The following is a 13,585-nucleotide window of genomic DNA, read 5'->3' as shown; positions in this document are numbered from 1 at the left end:
AATATAATACACCTCTACTTTTCAAGTAGAGGTTAATTTTATTCAAAAGCTTTATTAAGATTGATTGGCAAAGCTCTATATCCTATACTTGCTCCCATTCCCTCAAAACGAATTTCAACAAGTTCTTTACCACTTTTATAATCTATTTCATTAAGAATTGGCATAGTTTCGCCTTGATTTAAAAGAAATTTTCCAAGTCCAGCTGTTGCTGAATAAATAAACATACTCTGTGTATTTGGAAAATATTGCGAAACTGAAGTTATAGGAGAATACCAATCAAATCCTCTTTGTTTTCCATATTCCCAAACTTGTTCAACTGTTCTTTTGTTTTCATCAATTTTATAAACAACCGCTCGACTATATTTTTGAGTAGAAAAAGCGGGTTGATGCATACCTCTTGTATCTCCATTGTCAAAAACAGAAACATAACTTATTCCTTTTTTTGACATACTAGGAATTAAATACGCTGTATGTTGAGTCCAAGTAAAATCAAAACCACCTTCTTCATTTTCATAACCTGGGCATTTACTATTTTCACAAAATATCTTTTTACCATTTTTATCAATTGGTTGAAGCAAATAGGGTTTAAACTTATCTTCCCAACCATCAAAAGCACTTAAAATCCATTTGATTTTTTTATCTCGTCCAATTTTTATTACTGCACTTTGATGACGCACAGAAAGAATAATACTATCATCATTTGGATCATAATTAACACTATTAATATGTGCCCAATTTCTTCCAGCACCAACGCCAGTAACATCTCCCCAAGGCATATTAGGATCTTCTAATTCTTCCTTAGAAGCTGTTGTTCCTGCTTTACTAGCATCAACATTTAAACAAACAGCACCTTGATCAAGTACTAAAATATTCGTAGAACGATAAGGATCTAAGATTTCAAATGTTTTCCATTCATCAACAACTTTACCATTAGGATCAAGTTCAACAATAACATCTCTTACGGTACGAACATTTTTTCCATCAGAACGCTTATAATCAGCAGAAGCAACTCTTAAAAGATAATTACCTTTAGATGTTTCTTCGATATGATGTGAAAAATCAATATAATCAAGTGGTAATCGACGATTAAAAATTTCTCTACCCATCAAATCATATTTCATATATCTTTGACCCATTCCCCACAAAAGAGCACCATCTTTAGTTTGAAAAAATCCCATCATATTACCTTTTTTGTAAATATTATCAGGATCTCTAATTTCATCAGTTTTTAAATACCATCTTATATCACCATTAGAATCTATAATCCAAACATAAGCTTCTAAGTCCCATTCCATAGCGCCACCTACTGGGTTATTCCAAACAGCTTGCGCTGCATTTGATAAAGGTGCACGCATTAAATGATTAATCAAATAAAGACTATCTCTAAATTTTTTATCAGTCTTTATAACTTTTGCTTTTGGAAAAACATTTTTTTGATCAACTCCTGGTCCTTTTGCATAAACTGGTGGTGCATAAATTTTATAAGTTTCTTTTATAGCTTTTCCATTTCTTTTATATTTTACGATAACCTCGTTAATATAATCAGGATAAAGACCCCAAATAGGAATTCCTCCATGTTGTCTAGCTTCATTATTTGAAACTTTATATTTTATATCAACTCCATTTTTAGTTTTTGCATTTACAACAACCTCTACATCAGTTAAACTATAACCACCATTTGAAATAATAGCAGTCAAAGGAGCTACTTTATAAGGATTCATATAAATAGCTCCTATCTGTCCAGCTGCTTTATAAGAGTTTGTCCCGCTTGGACCTCCAATAGCCAAGGCTGTATTTGAAGTAACAATCATAATAGAACTAGTAAGCAATATCGTACTTAAAATCTTACTCATTTTCATAATATCCCCTTTAAAATCCCAACCATATAATAATGATTGGGATTTTAATTTATTTAGCACCAAAAGCTTTATTTAAATCAATAGGCATTGCTTGATAGCCAGAATTTGTTCCAGTAAATCTAATTTGCACTGAAGGTTCTTTAGCTCCCCATTTAAATTCATCAATTTCAGGCTTAGGCTCACCAACAGAAACACCTTTACTTAAATCAAAACTCATACCAGCAGTTGCACTATAAACTACAATTGAATTTTTATCTTTATGATACTCTGTTAAAGAAGTAACTGGAGAAAACCATTCATTACCTCTTTGTTTTCCATATTCCCAAACTTGTTCAACTGTTTTTTTGTTTTGATCTATTTTATAAACAACTGCACGACTATATTTTTGAGTAGAAAAAGCAGGCTGTTCAATACCTCTTGCATCACCATTGTCAAAAGCAGTAATATAAATATATCGCTTGTCAGATTTTTCATCTATTCTAAAAGCTGTATGTTGAGTCCAAGTAAAATCAAAACCACCTTCTTCATTTTCATAACCTGGACATTTGCTATATTCATCATCACATACAATTTTATTACCACTGCTATCTACAGGTTGCAATAACACATTCTTAAATTTATCTTTCCAACCCTTATGTGCACCCAAAATCCATTTAACTTTTTTATCACGACCTATTTTTATAATAGCAGATTGATGACGCGAAGATATAATTATACTATCATCACTTGGATCATAATCTACACTATTTACATGAGCCCAGTTTCTTCCTATACCAGTACCAGCTATATCACCAAATGCATCACTCTCATCCATTTTAGCCAAATCTTCATCACTCAATGTTTTACCTGCTTGGCTTGCATCTATGTTTAAACAAACAGCACCCTGATCAAGAGCTTTGATAATATTGCTTCTATATGGGTCTAAAATTTCAAAAAGTCTCCATTCATCTACCACATTTCCATTTTTATCTACTTCAATAATCACATCTCTTACAGTGCGAACGTTTTTTCCATCAGGACGCTTAACATTAGCAGAAGCAACTCTTAAAAGATAGTTACCATTTTGCATATTATCCATAGAATGAGAAAAATCAATATAACCTAAAGGTAATTGACGATTAAAAATTTCTCTACCCATTAAGTCATATTTTACATATCTTTGACCAAATCCCCACGTTAAAGCACCATCCTCATTTTGATGAAAACCCATCATAATACCACGATTGTAAATATTATTCCAATCCATCAATTTAGCATTATCAAAATACCATCTTATTTCACCCTTGGTATCTATAATAAAAACGTTGGAGTTTTCATCCCATTCCATAGCACCACCTGCTGGGTTATTCCAAACAGATTGAGAACCTTTACCATTTTGCTTTCCTGGTGCGTTATTAACTAAATATAATCTATCTTGAAAACCTTTATCCGCTTTTATTACTTTAACACTTTCAAAAGGAACTCCTCTTTGTGCAGTATTTCCAGCAGGCTCTATATAAACTCCTGAAGTTGCTATTTTATACACTTCATTGACAACTTTTTCACTTTTACCAAAAGCAGTTTTTGTATAGCTAACCTTTACAGTATTAAAATATGAGGGATAAAGACCAAAAATAGGTATCCCCCCATAAGTTTTTATTCTCTTAGAATCAACACCATAAGAAATGACTTGACCACCTGGTTTTGGTTCTATTGTTACTTTAACATTACTTAACTTATATCCTCCATCCATGATTACAGCTGTTAGAGGTGATAAACCGTAAGGGTTTAATTTTACAGCACCAATTTTGCCTTGAATTTGCCAATCTAATTTTGCCCCGCTTGGCCCACCCATAGCAAAAGTTACACTTGGAGCTATAACAACAGAACTTGCAACTAATATCATACTTACAATTTTACTAATTTTCATTTTAATACCTTCAAATTAAAGAAACTAAAATTGCTTCAGTATTTGGTTCACCTAAAATTTTCAATAAAACAACCAAAACAATAACAATTCCAGCATAAATTTTAGCTTTAAAATTTGATAATATATATCCTATAAACATAAAACCTAAAGCAACTAAACAACAACAAAAAGCTATTAAACAAGCTATGGCCATATTCATAAATTTAATACTTGGTATTAAATACCAGCCATTGCTATAAAGCCCATCATCTAAATCAGGAGGAGTTCCAACAAAAAACTTCTGAAAAGCATTTAAAGTTCCATATGCTTCTTCTGGAACAACAGGAGTATCCATTCCACACTCACCTGTTGGTAAAAACCAGCCAGGAAGCCATTCGTGTAATGCTAGATTAAAAGGATATAAAGGAATTTCTCTACACCCATCTACACCTCCAAAAGGATTTTCAGAATGAACTACTTCATGAATGGTATTAAGTAATATACAATATTCTATACCAAGCCAAATCCCCCAAAAACCAAAAGTATAAGCAAAAATTTTTAAAATATCATTTTTTGGATTTACTAAGGCTAAAATTCCACCAAATGCCATTACAAGCATTGCAAAACGAATATAAACACATTGCTCACAAGGCTCCATAAAAAGGTATTCTTGAAATAAAAAATGAGCTATAAAAGTAAGACCTATAGTTACGACTATCATTAAAATCCAAGGAAACCTAGTATTTTGCCATGTACTCATAATATCAGTAAAAAACTTTTGCATAAATAGCCTACTTTTTAATCAATTCTTCAACAATTTCTACCAAAACTTCTGGAGAAGTTATTGCTTGAGGAATGATTTGATATTTTCCATTTACCACAAAAGCAGGTGTTCCGTAATTTCTTGAAATATCATTAGCCGGTTCATATGATTTTAAAATTTCTTGTGCTTGAGGAGTTGATAAAAATTCATCAAGCTCTGCTTTAGAAATACCTATTGCTTTTAAACCTACAGCATAAAAACTCTCAGGATCTTTTCCAGCACCCCATCTTTGTTTTTTCTTAAAATAAGCCGTAAAATAAGCATCTGCGAGCTTGTGACTCAAACTTTCTTTTGCGGTTACATCTGTATTTGATATTTTATCTTTTGCAGCAGCATAAGCAAAAAGCTCATTGGCTTGTTTGCCATAATCCCCCATTGAACTAACTGGGAAAATTTCATATCTTAAATTTGGGAGTTTTGCTTTGACCTTCGCCAAAGTATTAAACTTATGATGATCATAACAATGAGTACAACGATAAGAAAAAATCTCTATTAGAGAATTTTCATTCCCCCCCCCCCCTATTATAGGAGTTTTAAGAGTGATGTATTCTTTACCTTCGCTTATAGCAAATGCACTCACACCAAAAACCAAAATAGCAACACTAATGATTTTTTGCAAAAAAGTCATTATTTCTCCTTGAAGTAAAAATTCAGTAAAATACAATTTTACTGTTTCGGTAGATTAACATAATACAAATTAAAAATAAATTAAATAATTGTTTATCATTAAAGATAAACAATTATTTTTTACTTAACTCATCAACAATACGAATCAGCTCTTCTAAAGAAGTAATATAATCAGGGTTTATTTGATATTTTCCATTTACTACAAAAGCAGGTGTTCCGTAATTTCTTGAAATATCATTAGCCACATCATAGGCTGCTAATATTTCTTTAGCTTCTTTGGTTTGTAAAAATTTCTCTAATTCTTCTTTACTAACACCAATAACATTCAAGCCAATTTTATAAAAAAAATCAAGATCACTTAAATTTATCTTTTGATCAAAATGACTTACAAAATAAACATCGGCTAATTTATAAGTCAAGCTGTCATTACTTGCGGCATCTTTACCTAAAGCTTTTTCCTTAAAGGAAGCTAAAGCAAACATTTCATTTAAAACTCCACCATACTCGCTCATAGAACTAACCGAAAAAATATCATATTTTAAATTTGGTAAAGCTTCTTTAACCTTTGCCAAAGTATGAAACTGATGATGGTTATAACAATGAATGCATCGATAAGAAAAAATTTCTATCAATGAATTTTGTGCATTTGGAATAGGTGTTTTTAGAACAATATATTCTTTACCTTCGCTAAGTGCATTTGCACTTACACCAAAAATAAAAGCTATGATAGCTATAAATTGAAAAATTTTTTGTGATATTTGCATGATTTTCCTTTTTATATAATTAAAATATAATTCTAACATAAAATTATATTTTAAATTAGAATAAAATACTTTATACTTTTTGAGATTTTATTGTTTTTTTAACTTAAAAAATTAGAATTAAAAAGTATTATTAAATTTATTGTATTAACAATACTACATTTAATAACAAAAAACTTACTAGTAAATCAATTTTTATTCAATAATAAATTATTTTGTGGCAAAATTTGTTTTTGCTAGTTTATATTGTATTTTAGCCATTTATTTTTTCTAAAAACAAATAGAAAATACCATATTAATACAACAAGGATTTTTTATGCAAATACGAATTTATTACGAAGATACCGATACAGGAGGTGTTGTATATCATAGCAATTATTTAAAATTTTGTGAAAGAGCAAGAAGTGAAATATTTTTTCAAAAGAACGCAGACATTTTTGATAAAAACAAGGGGCATTTTTTGCTTACTAAAGCAAATTGCAACTTTTTAAAACCAGCCAAACTTGGTGATCTCATAGAGGTAAAAACTTTCATCATAAAACTTAAAAAAGCTTCGGTATTTATAAAACAAGAGATTTATAAAGAAAACACGAAACTTTTTGAAGCTGAAGTCACTTTAGCTTTTTTGAAAAGTGAAAAAGTGACTCCTATAGATGAAGCTATAGTTAAAATTTTTACTGATCTTGCAAAGGAACAAAACCTAAACCTTGCGAACGAATGATTTTAACTTTATAATCAAATTGATTATTATTTAAACTTTCATTGAAGATTCTTTGAGAGTCTTTATCCAAATACTGCGTGTAAAAATAGTCAAGTCCAACACTAGTTGCATAGGCTATCCAATTGTAATTAATATTTTGCGAAAAAACCTCATTTAAATAACCTAAAGTTTGATCTTCATTAGAAATAGAATTTGCTAATAAAAGCTTTTTTCTATCATTAATTTGTGTTAAGCTTAATAATATAGGATTATAATTTATTTGGGTAGATAGTAACACAAAAGGCTTTATATCATAAGTTCTTATTTGAGAGCTTATAAGTGCTGTTTTAATCAAAGAAGTATTTAAAATGATACTTGAATTTTGAAAACTTTTGTTTTGGTTTAAAATACTTTTAAAATCAAATTTAGAACTATTGATAGTATAAATTTTCTCATTTCCATCACCTGCATTTAGAACAATTCCATCTAAACGACTTGCCAAAGGTGTTCCCTCTGAAAAAATAATATTTTTACCATTAGAAAATTCTAAAAGTTTTTGAAGCTGTTTTTGATAATCTATACTTCCAAAATACACATTTTCATTTTGTGTATTAATATATCTCTTATGTACAGTAGGAATAAAAACTTTTATATTTGAATCAAGATTTTCTTTGAGCAAATTTTTTACACCTTTTTCAGTAAAGCCTGCAATAATATAATTGAATTTTTCATTTTGTGCTTGTTTAAAAGCTTTTGTTATCTTACTTTCATCTTCAGTACCTATCAAAAAAACTTTTACTTTTATCTGTGCTCTTTGTCTTAAAAGATAAGCTATACTTGAATTTATTATAGTATTGGAATAACTTTTAATAGTCTGCTCAGGAATAATGATAGCTAATTTTACACTTGCATTCTTTTGAATTCTTTTTTCAAAATCTATAATGGAATTTAAAAGTTTTGCATAAATATTTACTAAGAGTTCATTTGTGTTATCACTACTAAACCTTGACAAAAAATTAAAATAAAGTCCTGTTTCCAATAAAGAAAATAAACATTCATTATCACAATTTTGGAATTCTAAATTTGGATAAAAAGATTCACTAGGTTCTATAGGAGATGGCCTTTGTTCTTTGGAAAAAATATTCGAAGCTAAGGCCAAACTCATTATTACACAAATAAAACATTTTTTCATAAATACCCTTTTATTTTTTTAATATCTTCTATAAATTCAGTATAAAAGCTAGGATTTTTATTTAAGAAATTCAAATCATAACTTGGTAAAAGTAAAATATTGTTAAAATGAAGCCATTGACCCTTATACTTTTGAAAATTTTCAAAACCCAAGCCAGCAAAAGCTTCTTTGCCTAAACATAAAACAAGCTTTGCTTTAATAAATTCAAGTTCACTATAAAAATATGGTAAACATGAATTTACAGCATACTCATCAATTTTAAAATTACTAAAACATTTTATCATATAAGAGAAATAAATCTCATTTTCACTTAAATTCAAGAGCTCTTTGCATATTTGTAAAAGCTCTTGTTTAGCTTTTGAAGCAAAAAGCTTTCCACTTTCATTCTCATCTTTATCAACAAAGGATTGAAAAATTATAATTTTAGCGTTTTTAACTTCTTTTTCCATTAAAATATTTTTTCTCAATTTAGAAAAATGACATAGCTTGCAATTTTTAACTTTGTCTTTTAATTCTTCAAAATTTAAATCATGCTTTTTAAATTGCATTTGCTCTTCTATATATTCAAAGCCAAAAGCTCTTAAATAATGTAAATTTCTTTTATCCATTACATCAATGCTTCTAAATTTTTTCCTTCTAGACGATATGTTCTCCATTCACTCATATGGCGTGCATTAAGTGCGGTATAAAACTCTATGCCCAAATCATTATCATTTAAACATACCCATTCTAAACGTTTAAGATTTTTTTTCTTACAAATTTGTGCTAAGTATCTAAAAACAGCTTTAGCATAACCCTTTTTTCTATACTTTGGCTGAATATAAATATCTTCTAGATATAAACCTCCTAAACCCCAAAAAGATGAAAAGGTATAAAAATACATTACATATCCTATAATTTTATCATCAACCTTCAAACTTAACGCCTTAGCATATTTATGTTTAAAAAAGGATTCTTCAAGTTCCTTGGTTGTACATTTTACACTATCAAGCATATTTTCATGGACAGCAAGTTCTTTTAATAGCTCCAAAATTTTTTCTAAATCCTCTTTTTTACTCTCACAAATTTCAAATTTCATTATTGTTCCTTGTAAAAATTTAAAACAAATACAAAAATTTAGCAAAAACTTTTAAAATAACTCTTAATTAAAAGCAGATTTAAGTAAGATTTTGTTAAAATACTCGTTTATTATTTTGTTTTTTATTTTAAGTTAAGGAAAAAAATATGAAAAGAACATATCAACCACACAAAACTCCCAAGAAAAGAACTCATGGTTTTCGCGTGCGTATGAAAAGTAAAAACGGTCGTAAAGTAATCAACGCTAGACGTGCTAAAGGTAGAAAAAGATTAGCAGTATAAAAGATTTTCTAAGCATTAATAGCTTAGAAGAATTTGCAACAATTTATAAAGAAGGTAAAAAATGGCATTGCGAAGGTGTGATCATTTTTTATACTTTTAGTAGTGAAAAAAAAATTGCTGTTGTTGCTAGTAAAAAAGTTGGAAAAGCTGTTATGAGAAATAGAGCAAAAAGACTCTTAAGATCAGCTTTTTTTCAGGTTAAAAATCAAGTTAAAAATGGAAAATACATACTTGTAGCTAAAACAAGTATTGCTGAGATTCCTTTTTTTAAATTAGAAAAAAACTTAAAATGGGGTTTAAAAAAAATAGGATGTATAAAATAATTTGTATAAAACTTATCAGATTTTATCAGCTTTTTATCAGCCCTTTAAAACCAAAATGTTGTAGATATTATCCAAGTTGCTCTGAATATGCCTTATGGCAATTTAATAAAAATAATATTTTAAAGGCATTTGTGGCAGTTTTTTTAAGAATCTTAAAGTGTAATCCATTTTTTAAAGGCGGTATTGATTATCCTAAAATATGCAAGAATAATCTAAACACAGGTATTTGCTTTAAACCTCATAATAATGCCTTAAAACAACTTAATTATTTATATATACCTTGCAAAGATAATCAATTTTTTTTAATTAAGATTATATTTTCAAAGGACAATCCGTGTCAGAAAACTTATCCCAACAAAAACGTATATTAATAGCTGTAGTCTTATCGTTTTTATTTTTTGTTATATATGATTACTTTTTTATCCCAAAAATACCAGTTGAGCAAAATGCAACTCAAGCAGAACAAAACAACTCAGCTCCACAAGCCAATGTAAATATAAATACACAAGCTCCAAAACCAGAACTTAGTATAAACCAAAAAGCAGAAATTGCAGTAGTTAAGAGTGAGCATTTTGAGGCACATATTGATTCTTTAGGTAGAATAGCTAAATTTTATCTAAGTGATAAAAAGTATAAAGATGAAAATGGTAAAAGTATCAATCTAGTAGATACTTCTTTATCTCCTTTACCTCTAGAAATCAGATTCGCTGATACAAAAATCAATCAAGAGGCTTTCAATACACCATACACAACTAGTCAAAAGACAGTCAATATAAGCGATGAAAACACCACTTTAATTCTTACTCAAAATTTAAATGATTTAGTAATAACCAAAAAAATCACTTTTTATAAATATGGAAACTACGATTTAGAAATAAATTTAAATAAAGATACACCTTATTTTATTACTCCAGGTTATCGTCCAAATATAGCAGTAGATAGTTATACTGTACACGGAGTGTTAATACTCGATAAAGCAGATAAAATAACAATGCTTGAAGATGGTGATGTAGAAAATGATGAAAGTTTTTCTAATGTTACATTAATGGCAGCTTCAGACCGTTACTATAGTGCATTCTTTTATAATTTTAATAATCAACTTAATGCAGTAGTTACTAAAGATAAACATGAAAATTCAATTGTATTTGCAAGTGCAAACAATACTTTTAAGGCAAGTGGTTATATAGGCTCAAAAGAACACGATGTTTTAAGAAGTATTGATCCAAGATTAGATGATGTGATTGAATATGGCTGGTTTACTTTTATAGCTAAGCCAATGTTTGAATTTTTAAATTTCTTACATGGGTATATGGGAAATTGGGGTTGGGCTATTGTTATAATGACTTTAATTGTGCGTATTATTCTTTTCCCTCTTACTTATAAATCAATGATTTCTATGAATAAGCTTAAAGATTTAGCTCCAAAAATGAAAGAGATTAGAGAACGCTATAAAGGCGATCCTCAAAAAATGAATTTGCATATGATGGAACTTTATAAAAAACACGGTGCAAACCCAATGAGCGGGTGCTTACCTATACTTATACAAATTCCTATCTTCTTTGCAATTTATAGAGTGTTGCTTAATGCTATAGAGCTTAAAGCTGCACCTTGGGCATTTTGGATTACAGATTTATCAGTAATGGACCCATGGTTTATCCTACCTATTTTCATGGGACTTACTATGTTTATTCAACAGCTTATTACACCAATGGCTATACAAGATCCTATGCAAGAAAAAATTATGAAATTCTTACCTTTGATTTTTACTTTCTTTTTCTTAACTTTCCCAGCGGGATTAACTTTGTATTGGTGCATTAATAATATTTGTTCACTTATCCAGCAAATAATCGTTAATAAGCTTTTTAAAAACCACAAAAAAGAGGAAATAGCTAAACATGAACATAGAAGCTAAAGATTTACAAACAGCACTCATAAAGGCCTCAAAACAATTTGAGTGTTCTGTAATTGATCTAGAATATGATGTTATTCAACATTCTAAAACAGGATTTTTTGGTTTATTTAGGAAAAATGCCATTATTTATGTAAAAGGACATAAAAAAAATCATAATGAAAAATTCAAAAAAAATCATAATGAAAAATCTACAAAGCATACTTCAAAAAGTTACGAAAAAAATGAGCAAAAAAAAGAATACAAAGAAAAGAATCAAAGACCGCTAGAAATTCAATCTAAAGAATATTACAAAGTAAAAAATGATGTTATTTTTGATTCTTTTCATAAAGAATCTGAAGAAGAAAAAGATATTGATTTCTATATAGATGAAATAAAAATTTCCCTAGAGAAATTACTTGCAACTTTTGATTTTGATATTAAAGTAATACAAGTTAGTATTTGGGATAAAAATTGTGTTTTAATTAAGCTTGATGGAAAAGATGCTGCTTTATTAATAGGTAGGGAAGCACATAGATATAAAGCTTTTTCATATCTACTCTACAATTGGCTAAATGCTAAATATAAAATTCAACCAAGACTAGAAATTGCACAATTTTTAGAAAACCAAACTCAAGCTATAGATAATTACTTGAAAATTCTTATAGAAAAGATAGAAACCAATGGAAAAGTACAAACTAAACCATTAGATGGAATTTGGCTAAAACTTGCATTAGAAAAATTAAGAGAGCGATTTCCGAATAAATATGTAGCTATCAAACAAAACGATGAGCAAAGATATATCGTTGTAAATGATTTTTTGAAGAAAAATGAATGAATGACACTATAGCCGCTATTGCTACAGCTTATGGAATAGGCTCTATAAGTATCATTAGATTAAGCGGAAGCAACTCTTTAAATCTTGCCCAAAAAATTACTCAAAAAAAAGAACTTAAACCTCGTTATGCACATTTATGTAAACTTTATAAAAATAATAATGACTTCTTAGATGAGGCTTTAGTGATTTATTTTAAAGCACCATATTCTTTCACAGGAGAAGATATAGTAGAATTTCAACTTCATGGCGGTTTTTCTCTAAGCGAAATTTTACTTGATGAGCTTATTTTAGCAGGTGCGCGCTTGGCAAATCCTGGTGAATTTAGCAAAAGAGCTTGTTTAAATGGAAAAATGGATCTTTTAAAAGCTCTCAGTATACAAGATATTATCATGTCTAAATCAACAAAAGCAGCAAATATTATTGCAAAAAATATTAAAGGAGATTTAAGTAAATTTTTAAATACCATTAGAGTAGATCTTGTCCAAACCCTTGCTTTTGTTGAAACTAGTATTGATTACGCAGATGATGACTTGCCACAAAATTTACTTAATCAAATCATTATCATGTGCGAAAAAAATTCAAAACTTTTACGTGATATAGTTAATATTTCTTTAAGTAAAAAAGGACTCATAGAGGGCTTTAAAATAGCTATAATAGGTAAACCAAATGCAGGTAAAAGTTCCTTATTAAATTCACTTCTAGCCCATGATAGAGCTATTGTCTCAAGTACTGCGGGAACCACAAGAGATCGTATTGAAGAAAATTTAAAAATAGGTTCTCATTTAGTCAAAATCATTGATACAGCGGGTATAAGAAATACAGATGATGAAATTGAAAAAATCGGAGTAAATTTAAGTTATAAAAGCATCGAAGAAGCAGATATTATTATAGTTGTATTTGATAATTCTAAAGAATTTGAACAAGAAGATGAACATATATTGCAGGTTTTAAAAACTTTTAACAAAAAAATCATTTATATTTTAAATAAAAGTGATTTACCAGCTAAATTTCAACACAAAATTAGTAATTATTGTATACATATTTGTGCTCAAAAAAATACCAATGCTGTTAAAGAAAGCTTAAATGAATACTTAAATACACTAGATGGCGATGAAATGTTAATTAGTAATACCTTAATACTAAATGCTTGTAAAAATGCAAGCGAAGCAATATTGCGTGCAAAAGATTTATTACAAGAAAATTCTTTAGAGCTTTTTGCTTTTGAACTAAATTTAGCTATAAATGAAATAGCACAATTTACTAAAAAATTTGAAAGAGATGAAATTTTAGAGGCAATGTTTAGCAATTTTTGCTTAGGAAAATAAAA

General features: G+C 28.8%; 15 protein-coding genes. 7 read left to right on the top strand and 8 right to left on the bottom strand.

The window, feature by feature from the left end; genetic code table 11:
• Nucleotides 1-38: 38 nt before the first annotated feature.
• From CAQ16704_RS02975 to CAQ16704_RS02955, 5 genes are all read right to left on the bottom strand, one after another.
• On the bottom strand, nt 39-1,853 hold the full coding sequence (locus CAQ16704_RS02975; RefSeq protein WP_039667706.1) for an aryl-sulfate sulfotransferase: 1,815 nt from the start codon (nt 1,851-1,853) through the stop codon (nt 39-41).
• Between the two features lie 55 nt (nt 1,854-1,908).
• Complete coding sequence (locus CAQ16704_RS02970; RefSeq protein ID WP_442856708.1) at nt 1,909-3,744, bottom strand: aryl-sulfate sulfotransferase; 1,836 nt, start codon at nt 3,742-3,744, stop codon at nt 1,909-1,911.
• A 34-nt stretch (nt 3,745-3,778) separates the two neighbouring features.
• Nucleotides 3,779-4,531: a protein-disulfide oxidoreductase DsbI gene (dsbI, locus tag CAQ16704_RS02965; protein ID WP_039666807.1), complete on the bottom strand. Its 753-nt coding sequence runs from the start codon at nt 4,529-4,531 to the stop codon at nt 3,779-3,781.
• 7 nt (nt 4,532-4,538) lie between these two features.
• Nucleotides 4,539-5,198, bottom strand: a complete 660-nt coding sequence (locus CAQ16704_RS02960) for a thiol:disulfide interchange protein DsbA/DsbL (RefSeq protein ID WP_039666806.1) — start codon at nt 5,196-5,198, stop codon at nt 4,539-4,541.
• A gap of 112 nt (nt 5,199-5,310) precedes the next feature.
• Nucleotides 5,311-5,961 (bottom strand): thiol:disulfide interchange protein DsbA/DsbL, encoded by a 651-nt coding sequence (locus CAQ16704_RS02955; RefSeq protein WP_039666805.1) that lies wholly within the window; start codon nt 5,959-5,961, stop codon nt 5,311-5,313.
• A 313-nt stretch (nt 5,962-6,274) separates the two neighbouring features.
• Here CAQ16704_RS02955 and CAQ16704_RS02950 point away from each other — a divergent pair, with 313 nt between their 5' ends.
• The gene (locus tag CAQ16704_RS02950; RefSeq protein ID WP_039666804.1) at nt 6,275-6,679 is read left to right on the top strand and encodes a YbgC/FadM family acyl-CoA thioesterase; all 405 of its coding nucleotides are present in this window, start codon (nt 6,275-6,277) and stop codon (nt 6,677-6,679) included.
• Here CAQ16704_RS02950 and CAQ16704_RS02945 read toward each other — a convergent pair.
• From CAQ16704_RS02945 to CAQ16704_RS02935, 3 genes are read right to left on the bottom strand one after another with little or no spacing between them, the layout of a single operon-like run.
• Nucleotides 6,633-7,850, bottom strand: coding sequence for a hypothetical protein (locus CAQ16704_RS02945; protein WP_039666803.1), 1,218 nt, complete (start codon nt 7,848-7,850; stop codon nt 6,633-6,635). The genes CAQ16704_RS02950 and CAQ16704_RS02945 overlap by 47 nt on opposite strands.
• Complete coding sequence (locus tag CAQ16704_RS02940; RefSeq protein ID WP_039666802.1) at nt 7,847-8,458, bottom strand: uracil-DNA glycosylase family protein; 612 nt, start codon at nt 8,456-8,458, stop codon at nt 7,847-7,849. Before CAQ16704_RS02940 ends, CAQ16704_RS02945 begins: the two co-directional genes overlap by 4 nt.
• Nucleotides 8,458-8,931, bottom strand: coding sequence for a GNAT family N-acetyltransferase (locus CAQ16704_RS02935; protein WP_052245050.1), 474 nt, complete (start codon nt 8,929-8,931; stop codon nt 8,458-8,460). The genes CAQ16704_RS02940 and CAQ16704_RS02935 overlap by 1 nt, the downstream gene beginning before the upstream one ends.
• A gap of 143 nt (nt 8,932-9,074) precedes the next feature.
• On the opposite strand from CAQ16704_RS02935, the gene rpmH reads away from it, so the two are divergent.
• Genes rpmH through mnmE form a run of 6 tightly spaced genes read left to right on the top strand, consistent with a single transcriptional unit; the run spans nt 9,075 to nt 13,583 of the window.
• Nucleotides 9,075-9,209: a 50S ribosomal protein L34 gene (gene rpmH, locus CAQ16704_RS02930; protein ID WP_012661270.1), complete on the top strand. Its 135-nt coding sequence runs from the start codon at nt 9,075-9,077 to the stop codon at nt 9,207-9,209.
• Nucleotides 9,206-9,532, top strand: coding sequence for a ribonuclease P protein component (gene rnpA, locus CAQ16704_RS02925; protein ID WP_039666800.1), 327 nt, complete (start codon nt 9,206-9,208; stop codon nt 9,530-9,532). Before rpmH ends, rnpA begins: the two co-directional genes overlap by 4 nt.
• Complete coding sequence (gene yidD / locus CAQ16704_RS02920) at nt 9,520-9,903, top strand: membrane protein insertion efficiency factor YidD (RefSeq protein WP_039666799.1); 384 nt, start codon at nt 9,520-9,522, stop codon at nt 9,901-9,903. The genes rnpA and yidD overlap by 13 nt, the downstream gene beginning before the upstream one ends.
• A complete protein-coding gene (yidC, locus tag CAQ16704_RS02915; RefSeq protein ID WP_039666798.1) occupies nt 9,867-11,444 on the top strand; it encodes a membrane protein insertase YidC in 1,578 nt (525 codons plus the stop codon). Before yidD ends, yidC begins: the two co-directional genes overlap by 37 nt.
• Nucleotides 11,428-12,258, top strand: coding sequence for a Jag N-terminal domain-containing protein (locus CAQ16704_RS02910; RefSeq protein ID WP_039666797.1), 831 nt, complete (start codon nt 11,428-11,430; stop codon nt 12,256-12,258). The genes yidC and CAQ16704_RS02910 overlap by 17 nt, the downstream gene beginning before the upstream one ends.
• Nucleotides 12,255-13,583, top strand: a complete 1,329-nt coding sequence (mnmE, locus tag CAQ16704_RS02905; RefSeq protein WP_039666796.1) for a tRNA uridine-5-carboxymethylaminomethyl(34) synthesis GTPase MnmE — start codon at nt 12,255-12,257, stop codon at nt 13,581-13,583. The genes CAQ16704_RS02910 and mnmE overlap by 4 nt, the downstream gene beginning before the upstream one ends.
• The last annotated feature ends 2 nt before the right edge of the window (nt 13,584-13,585 follow it).

This window comes from Campylobacter sp. RM16704 (genome assembly GCF_000816245.1).
Lineage (GTDB): Bacteria > Campylobacterota > Campylobacteria > Campylobacterales > Campylobacteraceae > Campylobacter_D.
Note: the sequence above shows the minus strand (reverse complement) of the source record. Positions and strands in the feature narration are given on the sequence as shown.

Coding starts and splice junctions, on each gene's coding strand:
- CAQ16704_RS02975 (WP_039667706.1), bottom strand. CDS start 1,853: ATGAGTAAGATTTTAAGTACGATATTGCTTACTAGTTCTATTATGATT.
- CAQ16704_RS02970 (WP_442856708.1), bottom strand. CDS start 3,744: ATGATATTAGTTGCAAGTTCTGTTGTTATAGCTCCAAGTGTAACTTTT.
- dsbI (WP_039666807.1), bottom strand. CDS start 4,531: ATGCAAAAGTTTTTTACTGATATTATGAGTACATGGCAAAATACTAGG.
- CAQ16704_RS02960 (WP_039666806.1), bottom strand. CDS start 5,198: ATGACTTTTTTGCAAAAAATCATTAGTGTTGCTATTTTGGTTTTTGGT.
- CAQ16704_RS02955 (WP_039666805.1), bottom strand. CDS start 5,961: ATGCAAATATCACAAAAAATTTTTCAATTTATAGCTATCATAGCTTTT.
- CAQ16704_RS02950 (WP_039666804.1), top strand. CDS start 6,275: ATGCAAATACGAATTTATTACGAAGATACCGATACAGGAGGTGTTGTA.
- CAQ16704_RS02945 (WP_039666803.1), bottom strand. CDS start 7,850: ATGAAAAAATGTTTTATTTGTGTAATAATGAGTTTGGCCTTAGCTTCG.
- CAQ16704_RS02940 (WP_039666802.1), bottom strand. CDS start 8,458: ATGGATAAAAGAAATTTACATTATTTAAGAGCTTTTGGCTTTGAATAT.
- rpmH (WP_012661270.1), top strand. CDS start 9,075: ATGAAAAGAACATATCAACCACACAAAACTCCCAAGAAAAGAACTCAT.
- yidD (WP_039666799.1), top strand. CDS start 9,520: ATGTATAAAATAATTTGTATAAAACTTATCAGATTTTATCAGCTTTTT.
- CAQ16704_RS02910 (WP_039666797.1), top strand. CDS start 11,428: ATGAACATAGAAGCTAAAGATTTACAAACAGCACTCATAAAGGCCTCA.
- mnmE (WP_039666796.1), top strand. CDS start 12,255: ATGAATGACACTATAGCCGCTATTGCTACAGCTTATGGAATAGGCTCT.